The organism is Salinadaptatus halalkaliphilus (assembly GCF_006543045.1).
Taxonomy (GTDB): domain Archaea; phylum Halobacteriota; class Halobacteria; order Halobacteriales; family Natrialbaceae; genus Salinadaptatus; species Salinadaptatus halalkaliphilus.
The window spans coordinates 1-18,761 of the sequence record NZ_RBZW01000059.1 but is presented as its reverse complement, the minus strand read 5'-3'; the positions used below and the strand labels follow the sequence as shown (position 1 = coordinate 18,761).

Below are 18,761 nucleotides of genomic sequence, written 5' to 3'. Positions count from 1 at the left end.
CCATATCGCCAGACGGCGTCCATTTCCCAGTTAATCTGACGGAAGATAACCGTGAGAGCGTCTGAGACTGTCGTCATTCGGCGGCAAAACAAGGCAGCTCGTTCTCGTCGGCGTCTGGCTCCGCGAAGTGTTCGCTTGGGAGACGGTCCCAGTACTCACGCTTGCGTTCCAGTTCAATTACTGGGGTTCATTACTGCTTGCGACCGGCTACCTGGCCGGGATCATGCTACTCTGTCGGTGGATTCGCGGCGGAATCGTCGTCCGTGCGTTGGCCGCAGTTGGCCGAACCGCGTTCTCGAACTATCTGCTCCAGACCATCATCGCGACGACAATCTTCTACGGCTATGGGCTCGGATTGTTCGGACAGTTGAACCGCGTGACGTTACTGGGGATAGTCGTCCTGATCTGGGCAGTCCAGATTTTCCTTTCGGTGTGGTGGCTGAGTCGTTTCCGCTTCGGACCGGCTGAATGGGCGTGGCGGACGCTTACGTATCGCCAGTGTCAGCCGATGCGTCTCGAAAAGTGACAGGAAAATACCAATGTGGGAATTTGTGTATAGACGGTGAACCCCCTCGTATGACCTGTTTCATCACTGCTGAGTGTCGCACGATCATTGTACTCACTCTCGTTCCAGTACTAGTGCTATCGCTCAGAGTGGGCACAGTCGCCGGTCAGTCGGTCGAGGGGGCCTTCGGTATGATTGTCGTCGAAGAGGACGAGACCTACGACCGTATCGAAGGCGTTGGCGGATCAATCGTCGTCTACGGTACCGTCACGGGTGACGTTTCTGGGGCCGCCGGTAACATTCACGTTGCCGAGGGCGGAACTGTCGAGGGATCAATAGCGGGTGCCGCTGGAAACATCAACATCAACGGGGACATCCGCGGCGACGTCTCCGGCGGCGGCGGCGGCTACGTCGAGGTGGGCGAGACCGCCCAGATAGGCGGCGATGTCGCGGTGGGTTCGGGCTATCTGTCGGTCGACGGCGCGATCGATGGCAACGTCAATGCAGGCGCCGAGACGATCGTCCTGGGTCCGAACGCGAACATCGGCGGGGAGTTCCGCTACGACGCCGAATCGTTCACTGAAGACCCGAACGCGACCGTTGCCGGCGGCGTCGTACACGAACCCGACATCGGAGGCACCGTTGGTGACGTCGTCGACGTGTTCACCGTTCCGCCCTGGATAACCACCATATACGGGCTCATCGCCAACCTCTTGCTCGGGATCGTCCTGCTGGCTGCCTTTCCGTCGTTTTCGAGCGGCGTCGCGACACGCGTGGCCGACGATCCGCTCGTCTCGGGTGGCGTCGGAATCCTGTCAATGATCGCCATACCGATCCTTCTCGTCCTCGTCGCCATCACCATCGTCGGGATACCGCTCGCTATCGCCGGCGGATTCGGGTTCGCTATCGCGATCTGGATCGGGGTCGTCTACGGCCAGTACGCCATTGGCACGTGGGTGTTGGGACTAGCCGGCGTCGGCAACCGATGGCTCGCGCTCATGGTCGGTCTCGTCGGCTTTGCGATCCTCAGCGCGATACCGTTCCTGGGCCGCCTCCTCGAACTGATAGCGTTCCTGCTCGGCGTAGGCGCGCTCGCGCTCGGCTTGCACAAAGGCTACCGCACACGCCACAGCGGGCGTGTCGGTGGTCGCCAGACCACCCTCGAAGAGGTCGCCAGTGACGCGTCCACCGAACAGGAAGAGCAATCGTAGCGTTCGTCGTGGCGTGCATCCTCGTCTACGGCGCGACGTTCTGGCTGCTCCTGAGTATCTTCGATGTGCTTCCGGGCGAGGTGCTGACACCCGGTCATTATAGTAACCACTGCAACTATTTACACACTAATCGCCGACACATCTGGCGATCAGGTGTGCACTGACTTGCAGTGGTTACTATAGACCAGCGAGCTGACAGAAAGTTGTCGTTCTCCTCCGCCCGAATGACGACACGCCCAAGCCCCCTCAATCTGCTCGCTGTCGCGCAGTTTTCCGCCGTGAGATCCGCCGTTTCCGGAAAGCCCCGAAACGGATATTGTCGCTCGAGGGCAGTAATCCGTATCGATATCGGAGCCAGAAACCGCAACCGCTACGTCTGATCGGGGTCCCACTCGCCCACCTCGACGACCAGTCCCGCCCGACGAAGCCCGTCGGCGAGCGGATCGCCGATCGCTGCAGCCGGGGTGAGGATGCCGCCCTCCAGTGGCGAGTCGATTTCCTCGAGCACGAGACACATCGCGGCTTCGCCGAGCATCCTCGCGGTCGCGCCGTAACCCGGATCCCAATCGGCGCTGATTCGACTCTCGACGACGAACGGCCCGTCGGTGGCGGTTCCGCGACCGAGCACGTGAATCGTAAAGTATCCGTTCTCGATCTCTGCTCTCGTCGGTCCCTCACCTGGATTAGGGAACGCGACCCGACGGAGCGCTTCCCGCGTCGGGCCGAAGGCCAACACTCCAGTCGCCACCCCGAGGCCGGCTGTGAGGGCGCTTGCACCCAGCATACCGACGGGACCCGATCCAACGGGAACGACCTCCGTACACTCGAACTCGCGACCCCACGGATACTCGAGCAGGGCGTTACTCCGCCGGATCACTCGCTCGTTCACGCCGCCATCGGCGACGGGGCCGTCCACTCGCCTCGTAGCGGATCTTTTCTCGGAAACGACTGTGCGCCGGGGTCGACGCCGTCGCGCTCGCCCGGCGGCGCCAGCGAATACGGGTTCCGAAGCGTCTGCCGGGCGACCGGGTCGGTGGATGCGGCTCGGAACACTTCGAGGACGCTCGAGGTCGTTCCGCCGCTGACCCCGCCGCGACCGTTCTCGAGGTAGATCCGAACTAGATCACAGGGGGTCCCGAGCTCGTCGGTGGCGAACGACTGCACGAGCAACGTGGCGAGATCGGCCGGGATCGAATCGAACCCGCAACTGTGGACGATACGAGCGCCGGCATCGACCGCGTCGGCGTGATACCGGTCGATCATCTCCCGGACCCAATTTACTTCGCCGGTGAGATCGCAGTAGTCCGTTCCGGCCGAGATACACGCCTCGACGAGGGGCGTGCCGTACTTGATGTACGGGCCGACGGTCGTACAGACGACGCGGGTATCCTCGGCGATAGCGCGCAGGCTCTCCGGATCCGTTGCATCGCCGATGACGATCGGTGCGAGCCTGACCGTCGTCGGCTCGCGTGGCCAGAGTCGGCTTCACCGACTCCTGCTCGGCAGTCTCTCGGCGGATCTCGTCGCTCGAGCGAACGCGTTGACGTTCTACGACGCCTCGTACCTTGCCGTTGCACAGCGAGCAGACCTCACGCTGGTTACCGAAGACGACGCGCTCCGAGATGCAGCCACCGACCGAGCGATACCAGCAACTCGAGTCCAGTCCCGCGAGTAGCCCCTGAATTGAGACGGTTTTTGTCGTCTCACTCCGTCTCTTTCCACTCGCCGGCCTCGACCTCCCGGAACTCCCCTTTGGCCTCTCGTTCCCGCGGCCAGAGCACGATCACGAGCAGCGTCGCGTACAGCGCCCCGACGGCCACGAGAACGATAGCACCGGGAACCGTGCCGACCGATGCGGCGTCGGGAAGTGACGCGTCCGGAACGAACGCCGTCACGCGAAAGAGCCACGCGAGGCCGAGGACGATCAATAGCGCGAAGTAGATGCGTCGAAGCCGGTTCGAAACGGCCTCGAACACCGTGATCTTGTACGTGGGACGTCTGTAGTCTTCCCCCAGTTCGGTGCGCCACTCGTTGTGTTCGGCGCCAAGCGACGGATCGAACGCGTTCGCGAACAGATTCTCCTGAAACAGCCGAACCCGTGCTCGGTAGACATCGTAATCGCGATATCGCCGGGCCTCGATCCAACAGAACACCCCAACGGCCAGTACGCCGACGAGGATGATGTAGTGTGGATTGTCCGGACTCGAGAACGCCCACGTGAGGATCGCGGCCATGATCGTGACGCCCCACGTCGTCGTCTGGTCGAGTCGCGAGCGCCAGGTAGTTTCCCGATCCAACTCTCCGCGGTAGACATCGCCGAAGACCGTACTCAACTCCGAGGTGTCACGCCCCAGTTCCCGACCGGGATCGGCCGCTGTCTCCTCGGTATCGGTGTCCTCGCTCATCGATCGCACTTCGACGAGCGAGGCAAAATAACCGCGGTGCGGAGCTACCGCTCACAACTCGAACAGTCAGTTCGAAATCGGACGACGAATCCGAGAAGCGCGAGCGTCAGGACCATCACGATAATCTGTCCGAAACCGGCACCCAGTCCGGCTGCGGGGGTCTTCGGGCGATCGCGAGCGCGCTCGACCGCAAACCCGGCGTCCGCGAGGTGGCTCACGACCGCATCGACCCCGAACCGTTCGTTCATCGAAGGGCCATCCTCGCCCGTCCCGTCGGCCGACCAGTCGACGGTGACGAGGCGGCCGTTCGGCCGAAGCACGCGAGCCAGCGCCGTGTGTCTGTTCGACCATGTGAATCATACTGTCGGACAGAAGTCAGTGAAACGTCGGTCGCGAATTCGCGGCCGTCCTTACGGTGACGGCCGCAGTACTGCGACCGATCGTTGAATAGTTCTGTCCAACAGTATCAGTCGAGAGGTTTCGGGTTCCTGGGCTTCCCGTGTTACCCGCACCTCGAGACTGCTGGTCTCGTTGATCGTCCCGCTGAACACCTCGTCACCGGGTTCCGTAGATACAGGAACAGACTCTCCAGTGAGCGATGATCGATCGACAGTACTCTCGCCAGTTTCGACTATACCATCGAGTGGTAGTCGTTCTCCGGGGCGAACGATGAATACGTCGCCGGCCTCGGCATCATCGAGTGGGATCGACAGTTCCGCCCCATTAGGGCGGACCTGTGCCGATTCCGGTCGCATCTCGACTAATGACTTGATTGTCGTTCGTGACCGTCCGATTGCATACTCTTCCAGAACGTCCGACAGAGAAAACAGGAACAGAAGCATCGCTCCCTCAAAAGACACACCGATGTAGAGGGCACCGAGGGCGGCGATGAGCAGCAGGAGATCAATTTCGACTTCGGGCTCCTGTAGCGCCGAAACACTCTCTTTGATACGGATTGTTGTGGCGTTTTACCGGTGATCACCGACCCCGTCCGGGTGATCACCGGTAAAGAACTACAACGGTCCGTATGAGCACGTGCCAGCCACCGAATATGTAGGCGACGGCGTAACACCCCCAGACAAACGACGCCGGCACGCCGAACCAGCTGCCGAGTAGCCCACCAACCATTCCGAGAAACCGAAGGACGATGAATACCGCCTGACATCGAATCTCCGGCCGTCCCGTCTGCCGTTGACGGACCAGCAGCGACGGAACCGGATCTCGAGGGCGCCTCCATACGAGTACTTGTTGTGTGTATTCGAGAAACTCTCGTGTGACTGGAGGGGGCTGGGAAACGACCAGGAAATATATTGCATTTTTTGCGCACAAAGGAATTACCCGCAAATCACTGGATGTGGATCAGACGAGCCATTTTCCAACCAAACCCACCATTTGTTCCATACGCCGATATAGTATTGCCCCATTAGTGCAATTTATCACCTTCGAGTTCGTACTGGTACGCAATGACCGAGCCCCCATCCGACGAACGAAAGCGGATCCGTGAACAAAAACGACAGAAACTCCAGCAACGGCTCGAGAACGGCGGCGAACTGAGTGCGGACGATAGAACGGCGACTCCGTCCGAACCGATCTCGATCGAGGGACGGGACCACTTCGACGACGTCGTCGACGAGCACGATGTCGTCCTCGTCGACTGCTACGCCGACTGGTGTGGTCCCTGTCAAATGCTCGAGCCGACGGTCGAGGCGCTGGCCGAGGAGACCGACGCCGCGGTCGCGAAAATCGACGTCGACCGCCACCAGCGACTCGCCCAGCAACTCGGTGCCCAGGGCGTGCCGACGCTCGTGCTGTACGCCGACGGCCAGCCAGTCGAACGGATGGTCGGCGCCCAGGGCAAAGGGCAACTCGTGCGGTTAATCGACCAGTACACCTGATCCGTACGTTCCAGTAGTAATATCTCGAATCTCACTGATACGGTCTGTTGTAACGACGTGCCGGTGTAACCGCAGGACATCTCGCGGTTGCACCGCCGATGACGTACAGCAGTCCATCGAAACCTCCGTTGACGGGGAGATCTCCGAGCGTCCGTCGAGTACCAAACCTGCTATCGTCCCCCACCACTGATACCACCGGCCGTCGTGCGACGGGTAGGACGATGCACGCGCCATCCCTCCCGGATCGAACGATCGAGGTGTACACCGACGTAACGGATTCGGATCGTCTCGAGCGACTGCGATCGTTCGCCGACACATTTTCCGACTGCCGTCTCCTCGACGTCAACTCGACGGCGACTGGCGGCGGCGTTGCCGAACTCTTCCGGTCGATCAGGTCGGTGCCGTCGTCGAGGGGGCACTGCTCGCCGGCTGTCACAACCGCACGCCAGACCACGTCGAGGAAGGCGACGAGCAGGCCCATCGGCTCGTGACGTAACGGCCGTCAACGCGGCGATGAAAGCAGCATAGGATTGGAGTCATATGCGTATCCGATCGAGCGATCGACCCACCGTTGTGGACGCTACGGACTCGATATCTACCCTGCCGACTCGAGTGTGATACGCTATCGTATCGGCCATGCCGCCACATAAATACGGATGGGTGCTACTTTCCTCGTGCGGAAGCCGGTGGATAGCCGAGCGTTGGTGGCCCACAGCCCGAAGTATCGAGCGGCCGGCACCCGCCCGGATAGCATTTTACCTCTGCGAAGGGTACGGCTAGTCGATGACAACGGACCTACTCGTCCCCGTAGACGGGTCGCCGCTATCGATCCGAGCGCTCGAGTTCGCGTGTGAATCGGCCGACGATAGCTCGATCGTCGCACTGCACGTCCTCGATCCATCCGACCCGGGATACAGTTCAGCGACCGACATCGATACGCGAACCGAACCGAGACACGGCTCCGACGCGTGGTACGAACGGGCGAACGACGAGGAAGAGCGGATTTTCGATGCGAGCCGCGAGGTGGTCGCCGAGTACGACGTCGATTTCTCGACGGACAGCACTACCGGTGAGCCAGCACGCGAAATCGTCGCGTACGCCGAGGAGCACGACATCGATCACATCGTCATGGGGAGTCACGGCCGAACGGGACCGACGAGGTCGCTCCTCGGGAGCGTCGCCGAGATGGTCGTTCGACGGTCCCCGACCGCCGTCACCGTCGTTCGTGAATTAGACGATTGATACAGTCTGCTGTAACGATGTACCGACACGATCGCAGGACGGTTCGCGGTCGTGTCGGCTTACAGTAGTCCGCATGAAAAGAGCCTGCAGTGGTCACGAGGGAATGCGACCGAAGTCGGAGGGATCACTCACCGCACGACGGTCACCGGGACGTCTGCCCGTTTGACGACGATCTCGGCCGTACTTCCCATTCGTTGCCCCGGCGCACCACCGCGCCCACGGTTCCCCATCACGATCTGGTCCGTATCCGTCTCGTCGACGGCAACCACGATCGTCTGGGCCGGTGAGCCAACCCCCGTTTCAGTCTCGATCTTGTCCTCGAGGTCGATCGATTCTCCGCCGACCTCGAGATCGTCGCAAGCATCCTCGAAGAGTCGAGTCGTTCGCGACCGCTGGTCCTCGAGCCACTCGTCGGTCAACGGCGGTACGTCGTCCTCCGCCGTTGGCACCTCGAACGGATCGATCGCGTGAAAGAGGACGATCCGGGGTCACGCTCTCGCTTGCACTCGGTGCTCGGCGGATGGCAGAGCAGAACGCACTGGTCCGTCGGCTGCCGATCGTCGAAGCGCTCGGCTCGGTCGACGTCATCTGTACGGACAAGACGGGAACGCTTACCGAAGAGGAGATGACGGTCCAGCGGATCGCCACCAACCGCGAGGTCTACGAACTGACTGGCACCGGCTACGATACGGACGGCGAGGTCCGGTACGATGGCGAGCCCGCTGACGAACAGCGAGTCGCCGAGGTGTTGCGCTGTGGACTGCTCTGTAACAACGTCGATATAGGGACTCGAGAACGCGACGAGAACCACGACGGTGCCGACGAGACCGTCGGGTCGAGCGATGCGGAGCAAACCTACCTCGGCGATCCGACCGAGATCGCTCTGTTCGTTGCCGCCCAGAAAGCTGGCTTCGACCACGAGAACCTCGCCGCAGAGTACCCCCGTCTCGGCGAGGTCGAGTTCACGTCGGCACGTAAACGAATGACGACCGTCCACGAGACGCCGGACGGCGACCCCGTCGCCTACATGAAGGGCGCACCCGAGACCGTCCTCGAGCGCTGCGATCGAGAACTCGTCGACGAAGAGATCGTCGATCTCACGGACGAACGCCGCGAAGAGATCGAGGCTCGGAACGAAGCCTTCGCCGAGGATGCCCTGCGAGTGATGGGGTTTGCCTACCGACCTGACATGCCCGCTGATCAGACGGCGCATCCAGACGAGACGCTCGAGCGGGATATGGTGTTTTTGGGCCTGCAAGGGATGCTCGATCCGCCGCGACCGGAGGTGACCGACGCGCTCGCAGGCTGCCTCGATGCCGGGATCGATGTCGTGATGATCACTGGCGACAACGCCGTCACCGCGCAAGCGGTCGGCGAGGAGATTGGCCTTCGCTCGACCACGGTGATCACGGGCCCCGAACTCGAGGAGATGAGTGACGACCGACTCGCTGCGGTCGTCGAGGACGTCGACATATTCGCACGTACGTCGCCGGAGCACAAGACCCGAATTCTGCAGACGCTGCAGGCGAAGGGACACACGGTCGCGATGACCGGAGACGGCGTCAACGACGCTCCCGCCGTCAAAAACGCCGATGTCGGCGTCGCGATGGGGATCCGCGGGACCGACGTCACCGAACAGGCCTCCGATATCGTGTTGCTGGACGACAACTTCGCGACGATCCGTGACGCCGTCAAGGGCGGTCGGCGGATCTTCGACAACGTCCGGAAGTTCGTCAACTACCTGCTGTCGGGCAACGGCGGCGAGGTCACGATGGTCTTCACCGGGTCGATGTTGGGATTCGGTCTCGTCATCACGCCGATCCAGATCCTGTTTATCAACGTCGTCACCGACGGCATTCCGGCCCTCTCGATGGGCGTCGATCCACCCGCGGAAGACATCATGAATCGGGATCCACGGCCGCCCGACGAGGGCGTCATCACGGACCGGATCGTCACCTCGATCCTCGGCATCGCCGCCTTCATGACGATCTGTCTGCTCCCACTGTTCACGCTGAACTTTTACGGCGAACTCGTGCCGGGATACGACGTACTTGGCACAGTCGCCGGCTGGAGTCCCGGCTACGAACCCGGCCGCGAACTCGCCCAGACGATGGTGTTTACCGGCTTCGTCGTCTTCGAGATCGTCCGTATCCAGGCGATCCGCTACCGGTACGGGCTCGGTATCTTCACGAATCGCTGGCTCGTGATCGCAGTGATCGTCGCCGTGGCGCTCCAGTTGCTCGTCCTCTACACGTCGACCGGCCAGTTACTGTTCGATGTCGAACCGCTCGGACTCGTCCACTGGCTCCAGATTGCGGTCACTGCGGCGGTCTTCGCACTGCTGATGGCCGTCTTTGTGAAGGTGCAGGATCGGTACTTCGAGCGGTATTGAACGGTTCTGACGGCCGCCGTCGCTCGAGTTCGGACCGGCCCGCCGGTCGCCGAAGACGACGAGAACGGGGCAGGTGTCGGTCCCGCGAGCCCCCCCCCGAGTTGCTCACAGATCCGGTGGGTACTCGCCGGTCTTTCGATAGTCGGAGACGACAACCGCGAACGCGACCACGTGAAGAACAACCACCACGACGATCATCGCGAGGTAAATCAGGTGAAGCGGATCGTCCGAGGGAAACCCTAGCTCCTCGTACGGCCGGCTCGCGACATGGTTCGAGGCGAGGGCTGCCCACCGTTCGGGGGCGACGACGATCTTCGGGACCCGCTCGACCCGAACCGCCCAGCAGATCGCAAGGCTCGCGTACACGACGCTGCGCGAACACGGCCGATCGGCGGTCGACGCCGTCGAGCACGACGCCGTCACCGAGAGCGTCGAAGCCGTCGTCGAAGCTAATACGCTATTGAGCGGCCTCGGCTTCGAGAGCGGCGGCCTCGCCGCAGCCCACGCGATTCACAACGGACTGACCCAGCTCGAGGCCACCCACGACGCGACCCACGGCGAGAAGGTGACGATCGGGACGACCGCACAGCTCGTCCTCGAGGGACACGACGACGCGTTCGTCGAGGATGTCGCCGGGTTCGCGACGACGGTCGGGTTACCGACCACGCTCGCCGAAATCGGTCTCGACGAGCCTTCGACCGATGACCTCGAGGTCGTTGCGGAGGCGGCCTGCGCCGAGACGGAGACGATCCACAACGAGCCGTTCCCGGTGGGACCCGAGGGCGTGCGCGACGCGCTCGTCGGTGCGGATGCGATTGGGCGACGATTGTCGGCGGCTGCTCACCTCGGCCGGTAGCGAACCCGATCTCGAAGGGGTCGATATCGGAACGTATCGGTACCTCGAACAGTCATCAACATCTGTGCGTACCACGAGACGACGCAGGTCGGCGATATCGAGATCCAAACCGAATGACTCGGCGACGGCTCGATCGGACCGCACCTAGAACTATTCCGTCCCCCGTGGTCAGACCGTCCGATGCGGTATCTCGAGATCACCGTGCCGACGGACCGGCGCGAAACCGTCCTCGATGTACTCGACGACGAGGGGATCGAGTACGTCGTCACCGACGAGGCGACCGGTAGCGAAACGACCGACGCGGCCGTCGTTCGCCTGCCGCTGCCGACCCGTGCCGTCGAGCCCGTGCTGGACCGGCTAGCCGACGCCGGGCTCGAGGACGCCAGGGTCGTCGTCATCGACGCCCAGACGGTCGTCTCGAAACAGTTCGACGAGTTGCTCGACGAGTACAGCCACGGCGGGACCCGCGGCGAGCGGACCTCGAGACAGGTGTTGCGGACGAAAGCCGACGAGTTCACGCCCTCGATGACGATCTACCTCGTGATGTTGCTCATCAGCGCGGTCGTCGCGACCGCAGGACTGCTCTCGGATTCGCCAGCGGTCGTCGTTGGCTCGATGGTGATCGCACCGCTTCTGGGACCGGCACTCGCTGCCAGCGTCGGGATCGTCACGGGTGACGACGAGTTGCGGACGACGGGGTTTCGGTACCAGACCATCGGTATCGTCGTCGTGATCGTCGCTTCGATCGGTCTCGCGACCCTCGCCCGCCTGGGCGGATTCGAACCCGGCGGCGTCGACATCGTCGTCGTCGCCGAACTCGAGGAGCGCGTCTCACCGAATCTGCTGTCGATCGCCGTCGCGCTTGGGGCTGGGGTCGCGGGGATTCTCAGCCTCACCCGCGGTTTTTCGGAGGCGATCGTCGGTGTGATGATCGCCGCGGCGTTGATCCCGCCCGCGGCGGCCGTCGGTATCACGACTGCCTGGGGAATGTACGGCGCGGCGCTCGGCGCGTTCGTACTCGTCGTTGTCAACGTGCTCTCGATCAACTTCGCCGCGCTGGTCACGTTGTGGGTCGCTGGCTACCGTCCGCAGGGGCTGTTCGACGTGCCCCCGACCCGGAAGCCGACGTACACGTACGGAGTGATCTTCGGCGTCGCATTGCTATTGCTGGCGGCTCCCCTTGCCGGCGTCACTCTCGTCGAGTTCCAGGCGACGCAACTCACCTCGACGGCGAACGATGCGGTCGACGAGGCCCTCACCGAACCGGCCTACGCGGACCTCGAGCGCGAGTCGGTCGAGGTAACCCTCGACGACGACTATCCGCTGCGCTCGATCGACCGGGTCGTCGTCACCGTCTCCGGCACGAGCCCGGGTGAGAGTCCGGGACTCGCCGATCGGATTCGGGCCGCCCTCGAAACGACGACCAACGACCCAGTCACCGTCGAAGTCCAGTACGTCGTCGCCGAGGAGAGCGGTCCAGCCGCCGACGAGGCAACGACCTCGATATCGGACGCTCAGTACCAGAAAGCAACGTTGCTCGAGACCGAACGGACCGTTCCATGAACTCGAGAATACGGGCCGATTGCGTCCATCACGTCGGTCGACACCCTCGAGCCTCACGGAGAGGCCAAGGGACCGACGGATGCAGTAGCGAAGATATCCGTATTGGCGCCTCGTTGCTACCCGCAACGCGAAACGGTTCGCCACACAGGATCGTTTCGATGACGGATATTTGTGACTCGCTGACGTGGAAAGGCGGGGATACCCACGGCGTTCAGTGGCGGCTATCAAGCGGGTGGGCTTTCAAATCGCTATCTCCGTGATGGTATGGGACGGGTTGCGAACGGTTCTGCCAGCCCCAGTGATACGGGCTGCTGTAAATCGAAACTGACGCAACCACAGGATGGTTCGTGGTTGCGCGGGTAAAACGTTGCAGTAGTCCGTATGAAACGGTTATTTCGTCGTATCGTCTGGGCGACTTGTAATCGAACATATATTACTCACTACCAACTGATCTCGCGTGGTGACTGTTACCGGCTGTTTTCCCGTTAGTATACTGTTACCGGGTATATGTTCTTGCGACAATATTAGTTTACATATGTACTATTGTAATAATCTCCGCATATAGTGCACATTATCGCATCGTAAACAATGGATTTCCAGGGCGCTCTGGCCGCTGTACCAGTCGCGAAACGTTCTCTTGTCTTCGTCCGAACTCTGTTATCGGTGGCCTCCGACGGATACCCGCGCTTTTCAAGGACGAACCGATCGAACGACACTTTAGGACACGGACCCAGGAACGCGCTCGCATGGCGAACCCGAGCGACGCTCGCCAACCGGTTTCATAGGTACAATGATAATACGTTGCGATCCTCCTGCATAGTATCGTACTTGATGAACCGAACGTCGACCCGCACGTCGTCTCCCGTCTCGTCGGTAATTCGTTCGTCCAGTTCCTCGCTATCGGAACCTGTGGCGACGGCCGTGGTCGGTCTGGTGGCGGCCGCGGTCGAGGTGACGCCGTCCGTTCCGGATCGTCCGCTATGGCTCGTTACCATCGCCGGTCTCCTGACGGTCGTGATACCGATGGCGATGTCGGGATTCCTTTCGTCGGCCGAGATCGCGATATGTGCGCTCCCGAAACACAGAGTCGACATCCTCGTCGACCGGAGTGAGATAATATAACCTTTAGTATTAGTTTGGGAACCAGACAGTTCGGCAAAAGCGGTGTTTTCGTGGCGTGGGAAGAGCCGTAGACATACTTGACCTGGTCTATCGATGTTCGAACTGCCAACCATGACCAAGCGTTCGACCGACGACGAGAAACCCGTTCAGAGTCCGGCCAACCCGAACGAGGTCCTTCGTCTCCTCGCGAACGACCGTCGTCGACAGATCGTCACCGTGCTGGACGCCTGGAACGAGAGCGTGATTCATTTCGAGGAGCTCCAGCAACAGCTGTCCAGCGAGTTCGAGAGTTCGGATTCGGACAACTGGCTGCTCCAGCTTCGACACGTTCATCTGCCGATACTCGAGCAAGCAGGACTCGTCGAGTACGACGGCCGCAATCGGACGATATGGTACGATGACTGCGAACTAGTCACGGAGGTTCTCACCGTGATCGAATCGAGAGCGAACGCGTAGTACGACACTCGCTACCGGACGTGATAGCCGCCTTCGTACGATAGTAACAACTGCAACTACGTATCCAGTGATCGCACAGCTGCCGTGCGGTCAGGTGTGCAGTGACGTGTCGCGTCGACTATACCAATCGGCGCTGCGGTCGCCGTGGTTCGTCCCGTCAAACGTATCCGACAGCTTCTCGAGACCCAGTTTCTGGCTATAATACATCGGTTCGATCCCGGTGTTCACGCCGGGGTAGATGCTACGGCAAGGGCGTCGTGGCGAGCACGCCGGCGACTCGGTCTCGACCGTCCGCGCTGTCAGTACAGGGACGGGGGCATCCGGAACGACGCGCTGGGAAACGCTGCCGACGACGAGTCGCTCCAGGTTCGATTTGCTCTCGGGCCCCATTACGAGCAGATCGACATCTTCCTCGGCCGCGTATTCAGTAGTGACATCGTGTGTGGGGTGGTGTGCCACGGACGAGCGTCGTCGTCGCGTCGAGGCCGCGTTCTGTGGCCCGATCTGCGACACCCGTCGTGACCGAGCGACCGTGTTCTTCGAATCTTTCCCGGAGCTCCGGAACGTCGGGGTCGACGTCGATCGCGTACAGTGTGTGAACGGTCGCGTCGCATTCCGCTGCGATTGATAATGCTTGTTCGGTCGCGGCCGCTGCTCCGGACATCCCGTTGGTCGCGAGCAGGACATTGTCGATAGGGGGCCGTCCAGACAGTATCTGAACCGACCGTCAACACGGAGATCCTCGCATCGCGGATCACCGTAAGCGCGACGCTGCCGACCAGCGACTGTCGCAAGCCGGTTCGACCGTGCGTCCCGACGACGATCGGGTCGATATCGTGTTCGTCGGCGTACGACAGGACTTCGTCGGCTGGTCGCCCCGTCCGAACGCTCACGCGGACATCACAGCCGGCGTCAGCGGCCTGCGCTTCAACCGTCTCGGCGTCGGGTTCACGCCTGTCACGCTTTCGCACATCCAGTCCGGGAACCGGACTGCGATACGGTCAGACGGTTAACACGGGCCGATCGGCAGTCCGGACGATTCGCTCGGCCACGCTTCCGATTCGATCCGTCTTCGTGTGGCTTTGTCCCTGATAGCCGATGACGATCAAATCGGCGTCTATCTCCGCTGCTTTCTCCGCTGCCTGTTCCCAGGGCCGGCCGCGACACACGTTTGACGAACATTCGATCCCCTCGTCGACTGCGCGGTCCCTGACCGCCGCGAGTAGTTCACCACCGCGATCCTCGAGGTCGTCGAGGAGGAGCTCGGTGCTGCTCAACGCGGGATCACCGTATCTGTGTGTTTCGACACAGTACATCGCGTGGACGGCCCCATCGTATCTGTCCGCTACCGTCAGCGCGTGATCGACTGCACGATCTGCCGATGCGCTGCCGTCGGTCGGAACCAGTATGGTCTCGTACATCGGTCCAGCGCTACGCACGTCGGAGATATTCAAATAGCCCACACCCTCTCTACTGATAGGTCACTGTGTTGCTATTCAGATTGTCAGTACTGGACGGTCCACGAAACGGACGATACGTTCAGCGGTGCTCCCGATCACCTCTCCAGATTCGCGTCCCCTGTTCCCGAGAACGAGGAGATCTGCGTCGATTGCGGTAGCGTAGTCACTGATTTCGGCATGTGGCTTCCCGTGGCGAAGCTCGGTCATCACGCCGCCATCGGCTCGCTTCTCCACTGCGTCTAGCAACTCGTTCGCCTGCGTTTCCAGATCACTCACGATATCTTCGGTCCCGGACAACGCCGAGTCCCCGTATCGACGGGTGTCCACGACAGAAACAGCGTAGAGCGTGGCGTCGAACACTGATGCGAGGTCGAGTGCAGCATCGACCGCACGATCTGCCGAATCACTGCCGTCCGTCGCGACGAGTACACTCTCGTACATCCCATCGACATCGACCACGAACTACCACTAATAGATGCCCCACCGGAAACAGATTCGATTATCGAATCGCGACGACTGGAACCGGGGGCTCTCATACGGACCGTTGTAGTTCTTTACCGGTGATCACCGACCCCGTCCGGGTGATCACCGGTAAAACGCTACAACAATCCGTATCAGACGACCTGCTCCGCGACACTGCCCGGCAATACGCGCGAGATGCGGTCCGTCAGTTGCTACCGGTGACGATCGCATCGTTCGCTCTATCCCTCGTCAGTTCGACGATGCGCTGTTCCGGCTCCCCCACGCCGATCTCCGTGCTAACTCACGGTCGCCCGTTCGGTGGCGTTCTCGAGGATATCCGTCGCATGCGCCCGTCCTTTCTCTGATACGGATTGCTGTAACGATTTACCGGCGCAACCGCGACCCGTCTGCGGTTGCGCCGGTAAATCGTTACAGCAATCCGTATCAAACAATCGTGGTTGCTGGCAGAGATGTGGGTTCCGTAAGGATTCCCGTTATGACCTGCGAAAACCCCAAATGTCGCAGGTACTGTCCCCACAATACCTTTTTATTGGAGGCGTTACTGTATATATGACTTCGAATTCCCCAAACGAGCACGAAGGCGCGCAATCCCGCGAAAAAGCTTGTCCCCAGATACTGTCTTTTCTTTGTTCTCACACCAGCAACGGCGTGCTGTACTTGATCCCCTTCTTACTCATACGGTTTACTGTAAGTCATTGCCGGCGCAACCGCGACCCGGGCGGCGGTTGCGCCGGTAAACCGTTACAGCAATCCGTATCAGGATCGGGCGTTGACGCTTCGAGATCTCCGAAACGAAATCGTCGAGAAGGAACACCGAGCAGAAATAACGGAAATAGATGGTAAACAGGCCAACCAAATTCTGGTGTCCCTGCACCACGTTCATATTCCGAAGTTGGCCGAGGCTGATTTCGTCGTCTACGATCAAGAGCGAAAGATAGTGGAACCAACGGAAAAGTTGAGTCGGTTAGGGCGTCCATCTCGTCCTCGAGGAACTCGAAGCAGGGGACGTTGATCGACTCGACGGTTTTTCCGTCGATACGCCACTCCTCGACATCCGACTCCAGACGGGCATCGAGGAGCGTCAGGTCATCGCCAGCGTCGATGCGAGCCTTCAGCTCGTCCGGTTTCACGATTCGACCTCGACGTCCGGTGTTGGAAAGTCCATGTCATCCATATCCGATACGTCCCAGTATAGACCACTGGCACATAATATCTTGCATGAAGAATCCAGAATTGCACAATATAGATCAGGGCTCTAAATTCGAAATAGTCTCTAAGAACTGTCTATTGCAAGTATTAGACTTCGCTGGTGGTTTATAGAGAACTGAGATGTTTGCTCTAAGTACAATAACCGATATCCTTTTATAGCGAGCCCCGATATTGTGTGATAGCTCCAATATAGAGCACAAAAAACATGAGTTCGGAATACGACACCACGGAGACCCTCGACGTGAAAGGACAGTCCTGCCCAATGCCAGTCGTCAAGACCAAGCAGTCTATCGACGACCTGGAAGCCGGTGAGATTCTCGAGGTCGTCGCGACGGACTCGGGTAGCATGAGCGACATTCAGGGCTGGGCGACGGGAACCGACGGCGTCGAACTCCTCGATCAGGTCGAAGGGGACGGCATCTACACCCACTACGTGAAGAGTACGGAGTAAAATGAGTACTGACAACCCTTCGGCGTCGGTCGACGGTGAGATCGACGCCGACGAGTTGCTGGCTCTTCGCGAACGCGTCGACGAACTCGAAGCGTCGGTCGCCGAGATGGACGACGACAGTGGGAAGAAGATGACCATCATCGCCACACAGGGGACGTTCGACATGGCGTACCCACCGTTGATCCTCGCGAGTACGGCAGCTGCCTTCGACTGGGACGTGGTGGTCTTCCATACCTTCTGGGGGCTCGACATTCTCCACGAGGAGAACTCGAAGAACCTGAAGCTGAGCGCCGTCGGCAACCCGAACATGCCGATGCCCAACGCGGTTGCCGCCTTACCTGGCATGGACGCGATGGCGACGAAAATGATGCGAAAGCGTATCGACGACAACGATACGGCTACCGTCGAAGAACTCATCGACCTCTCCATCCAGCAAGGTGTCGACCTGCAGGCCTGCCAGATGACGATCGAACTGATGGGCTACGACGAAGACGAGTTCTACGATGGGGTCACCACCGGCGTTGGCGCTGCCACCGCAATCCAGCATATGGCCGAGTCTGACGTACAGCTCCTCGTTTGATGATGGAATTTAAATCACACAGTACGCCGCTCGACAGAAAGAAGAGGCCGAGCTTGCGCGTCGTCGAACGGGTCGCCGAAGCGGAGGCCGTCGGCCCGGTCGAGCTGCGGCCACCGCTTCACGACATCGTAGATTCTGGTGCGCTCGATCATCTATTCGAATCGGCTCGAGACCGAACGTTACCCGGCGTGGCAACGTTTCGCTATCGTGGGTACGAAGTGACGGTACACGCAGACGGTCGTGTCGCCCTCGAGTAACGGTTATCGGGTCTTCTGGCCACCTCCGTTAGAGGCTCCGTTGAAATCCTCTTCTTTAGAGGGAGATACGTGCGAACCGGCACCGGACGAGCGCCCGCTGTGTGGTGACCACGATTGCACGATCTCCAACACCAGATGATTACGACAGGAACCAACCACTCCACCTCAAGCCGCCAAAGCTACCCGTTCCCGACGCACTACTACTTCCTGATAAAATAGTTAATAATAGGCTGTCATACTGCATTCTATGAGCACGTCACTCGGAGAGATCGAGCATATCGCGATCGTGGGCGCCGGGATCGCCGGCTGCCACGCTGCCCAAAATTTGGCCAGCGATTACGACGTTACGATCTTCGATCGGTCCGGCATCGCGGCCGAGGCAACCGGTTATATGCGGAGCAGGCGCAATACCACGTCGTTCACGGCGTGGATACGCGCCGTCACTTAGTGCGGCGTTCTACCGACACCGACAGGCCTGGATATTCCACTGCCATCAAACACTAACCTTTACAAGAAGTGTATATATAAGTGATTATACAGGCGTTCAGAATGCTGGAGGTTCACCGCACATATCGAGCGAACGCTCTTGTGTAGCACTTTGTTGATTTCACAGTGTAGCTTTGATAGCGTGTTTGAGCGCTTTTCTCCCCGGTTTTCGAAATAGTTTCCGCCGA

18 protein-coding genes and 9 pseudogenes are annotated in these 18,761 nt (G+C 60.5%); 15 read left to right on the top strand and 12 right to left on the bottom strand.

The window, feature by feature from the left end; genetic code table 11:
* Window positions 1-97: 97 nt before the first annotated feature.
* Together D8Y22_RS18170 and D8Y22_RS18165 are read left to right on the top strand one after the other, a co-directional pair.
* Window positions 98-526: pseudogene (locus tag D8Y22_RS18170) on the top strand (DUF418 domain-containing protein); the annotation flags it as partial.
* A gap of 50 nt (window positions 527-576) precedes the next feature.
* The gene (locus tag D8Y22_RS18165; protein ID WP_141466099.1) at window positions 577-1,716 is read left to right on the top strand and encodes a bactofilin family protein; all 1,140 of its coding nucleotides are present in this window, start codon (window positions 577-579) and stop codon (window positions 1,714-1,716) included.
* Window positions 1,717-2,086: 370 nt separating this feature from the next.
* Here the strand turns inward: D8Y22_RS18165 and D8Y22_RS23245 are convergent.
* Window positions 2,087-3,159: pseudogene (locus D8Y22_RS23245) on the bottom strand (saccharopine dehydrogenase family protein); the annotation flags it as partial.
* Here D8Y22_RS23245 and D8Y22_RS18155 point away from each other — a divergent pair.
* Window positions 3,068-3,391 carry a type II toxin-antitoxin system VapC family toxin gene (locus D8Y22_RS18155; RefSeq protein WP_246084500.1) on the top strand — a complete coding sequence of 108 codons (324 nt, stop codon included), beginning with the start codon at window positions 3,068-3,070 and terminating at the stop codon, window positions 3,389-3,391. The pseudogene D8Y22_RS23245 and the gene D8Y22_RS18155 overlap by 92 nt on opposite strands.
* 28 nt (window positions 3,392-3,419) lie before the next feature.
* Here D8Y22_RS18155 and D8Y22_RS18150 read toward each other — a convergent pair whose 3' ends face one another.
* The 3 genes and pseudogenes from D8Y22_RS18150 to D8Y22_RS18140 form a co-directional block, all read right to left on the bottom strand.
* Window positions 3,420-4,121: a DUF2270 domain-containing protein gene (locus D8Y22_RS18150; RefSeq protein ID WP_141466098.1), complete on the bottom strand. Its 702-nt coding sequence runs from the start codon at window positions 4,119-4,121 to the stop codon at window positions 3,420-3,422.
* A gap of 152 nt (window positions 4,122-4,273) precedes the next feature.
* Window positions 4,274-4,450 (bottom strand): annotated as a pseudogene (locus D8Y22_RS18145) (SAM-dependent methyltransferase); the annotation flags it as partial.
* 135 nt (window positions 4,451-4,585) lie between these two features.
* Window positions 4,586-5,358 (bottom strand): annotated as a pseudogene (locus D8Y22_RS18140) (P-type ATPase); the annotation flags it as partial.
* A gap of 226 nt (window positions 5,359-5,584) precedes the next feature.
* On the opposite strand from D8Y22_RS18140, the gene D8Y22_RS18135 reads away from it, so the two are divergent.
* The 3 genes and pseudogenes from D8Y22_RS18135 (at window position 5,585) to D8Y22_RS18125 (ending at window position 7,258) form a co-directional block, all read left to right on the top strand.
* Complete coding sequence (locus D8Y22_RS18135; protein WP_141466097.1) at window positions 5,585-6,016, top strand: thioredoxin family protein; 432 nt, start codon at window positions 5,585-5,587, stop codon at window positions 6,014-6,016.
* Window positions 6,017-6,237: 221 nt separating this feature from the next.
* Window positions 6,238-6,432: pseudogene (locus tag D8Y22_RS22695) on the top strand (glycosyltransferase); the annotation flags it as partial.
* A gap of 367 nt (window positions 6,433-6,799) precedes the next feature.
* Window positions 6,800-7,258, top strand: a complete 459-nt coding sequence (locus D8Y22_RS18125) for a universal stress protein (protein ID WP_141466096.1) — start codon at window positions 6,800-6,802, stop codon at window positions 7,256-7,258.
* Between the two features lie 128 nt (window positions 7,259-7,386).
* Here D8Y22_RS18125 and D8Y22_RS18120 read toward each other — a convergent pair whose 3' ends face one another.
* The gene (locus D8Y22_RS18120; RefSeq protein WP_141466095.1) at window positions 7,387-7,740 is read right to left on the bottom strand and encodes a universal stress protein; all 354 of its coding nucleotides are present in this window, start codon (window positions 7,738-7,740) and stop codon (window positions 7,387-7,389) included.
* A 5-nt stretch (window positions 7,741-7,745) separates the two neighbouring features.
* Here D8Y22_RS18120 and D8Y22_RS18115 point away from each other — a divergent pair.
* From D8Y22_RS18115 to D8Y22_RS18100, 3 genes and pseudogenes are all read left to right on the top strand, one after another.
* Window positions 7,746-9,650, top strand: a pseudogene (locus D8Y22_RS18115) (cation-translocating P-type ATPase); the annotation flags it as partial.
* Window positions 9,651-9,909: 259 nt separating this feature from the next.
* Window positions 9,910-10,506: pseudogene (locus D8Y22_RS18105) on the top strand (glycerol dehydrogenase); the annotation flags it as partial.
* A 180-nt stretch (window positions 10,507-10,686) separates the two neighbouring features.
* Entirely contained in the window at window positions 10,687-12,069 is a 1,383-nt protein-coding gene (locus D8Y22_RS18100; RefSeq protein WP_141466093.1) for a TIGR00341 family protein, read from the top strand.
* 779 nt (window positions 12,070-12,848) lie between these two features.
* Here the strand turns inward: D8Y22_RS18100 and D8Y22_RS18095 are convergent.
* Window positions 12,849-13,163 (bottom strand): hypothetical protein, encoded by a 315-nt coding sequence (locus tag D8Y22_RS18095; protein WP_141466092.1) that lies wholly within the window; start codon window positions 13,161-13,163, stop codon window positions 12,849-12,851.
* A gap of 139 nt (window positions 13,164-13,302) precedes the next feature.
* On the opposite strand from D8Y22_RS18095, the gene D8Y22_RS18090 reads away from it, so the two are divergent.
* Window positions 13,303-13,647, top strand: a complete 345-nt coding sequence (locus D8Y22_RS18090) for a DUF7344 domain-containing protein (protein WP_141466091.1) — start codon at window positions 13,303-13,305, stop codon at window positions 13,645-13,647.
* A gap of 90 nt (window positions 13,648-13,737) precedes the next feature.
* On the opposite strand, the gene D8Y22_RS23185 is transcribed toward D8Y22_RS18090, so the two are convergent.
* The 5 genes and pseudogenes from D8Y22_RS23185 to D8Y22_RS18070 all read right to left on the bottom strand — a co-directional run bounded on the left by D8Y22_RS23185 (window position 13,738) and on the right by D8Y22_RS18070 (window position 15,548).
* A complete protein-coding gene (locus tag D8Y22_RS23185) occupies window positions 13,738-14,160 on the bottom strand; it encodes a universal stress protein (RefSeq protein WP_342781901.1) in 423 nt (140 codons plus the stop codon).
* Window positions 14,072-14,311, bottom strand: a complete 240-nt coding sequence (locus D8Y22_RS23180; protein WP_281282411.1) for a universal stress protein — start codon at window positions 14,309-14,311, stop codon at window positions 14,072-14,074. The genes D8Y22_RS23185 and D8Y22_RS23180 overlap by 89 nt, the downstream gene beginning before the upstream one ends.
* 118 nt (window positions 14,312-14,429) lie before the next feature.
* Window positions 14,430-14,540 (bottom strand): annotated as a pseudogene (locus D8Y22_RS22950) (universal stress protein); the annotation flags it as partial.
* 108 nt (window positions 14,541-14,648) lie between these two features.
* On the bottom strand, window positions 14,649-15,068 hold the full coding sequence (locus tag D8Y22_RS18075; RefSeq protein ID WP_141466089.1) for a universal stress protein: 420 nt from the start codon (window positions 15,066-15,068) through the stop codon (window positions 14,649-14,651).
* A gap of 75 nt (window positions 15,069-15,143) precedes the next feature.
* A complete protein-coding gene (locus tag D8Y22_RS18070) occupies window positions 15,144-15,548 on the bottom strand; it encodes a universal stress protein (RefSeq protein ID WP_141466100.1) in 405 nt (134 codons plus the stop codon).
* An 811-nt stretch (window positions 15,549-16,359) separates the two neighbouring features.
* Between D8Y22_RS18070 and D8Y22_RS23550 the strand changes: the two genes are divergently transcribed.
* A complete protein-coding gene (locus tag D8Y22_RS23550) occupies window positions 16,360-16,602 on the top strand; it encodes a DUF7344 domain-containing protein (RefSeq protein WP_449421061.1) in 243 nt (80 codons plus the stop codon).
* On the opposite strand, the pseudogene D8Y22_RS18065 reads toward D8Y22_RS23550, so the two are convergent.
* Window positions 16,562-16,764, bottom strand: a pseudogene (locus tag D8Y22_RS18065) (MBL fold metallo-hydrolase); the annotation flags it as partial. The gene D8Y22_RS23550 and the pseudogene D8Y22_RS18065 sit on opposite strands and share 41 nt — an antisense overlap.
* A gap of 240 nt (window positions 16,765-17,004) precedes the next feature.
* On the opposite strand from D8Y22_RS18065, the gene D8Y22_RS18060 reads away from it, so the two are divergent.
* The 4 genes from D8Y22_RS18060 to D8Y22_RS18045 all read left to right on the top strand — a co-directional run bounded on the left by D8Y22_RS18060 (window position 17,005) and on the right by D8Y22_RS18045 (window position 18,535).
* Complete coding sequence (locus D8Y22_RS18060) at window positions 17,005-17,250, top strand: sulfurtransferase TusA family protein (protein ID WP_141466088.1); 246 nt, start codon at window positions 17,005-17,007, stop codon at window positions 17,248-17,250.
* Window position 17,251: 1 nt separating this feature from the next.
* Complete coding sequence (locus D8Y22_RS18055) at window positions 17,252-17,830, top strand: DsrE/DsrF/DrsH-like family protein (RefSeq protein WP_141466087.1); 579 nt, start codon at window positions 17,252-17,254, stop codon at window positions 17,828-17,830.
* Window positions 17,830-18,087: a HalOD1 output domain-containing protein gene (locus D8Y22_RS18050; RefSeq protein ID WP_174811906.1), complete on the top strand. Its 258-nt coding sequence runs from the start codon at window positions 17,830-17,832 to the stop codon at window positions 18,085-18,087. Before D8Y22_RS18055 ends, D8Y22_RS18050 begins: the two co-directional genes overlap by 1 nt.
* Window positions 18,088-18,334: 247 nt before the next feature.
* On the top strand, window positions 18,335-18,535 hold the full coding sequence (locus D8Y22_RS18045) for an FAD-dependent oxidoreductase (protein WP_141466085.1): 201 nt from the start codon (window positions 18,335-18,337) through the stop codon (window positions 18,533-18,535).
* Window positions 18,536-18,761: the final 226 nt, after the last annotated feature.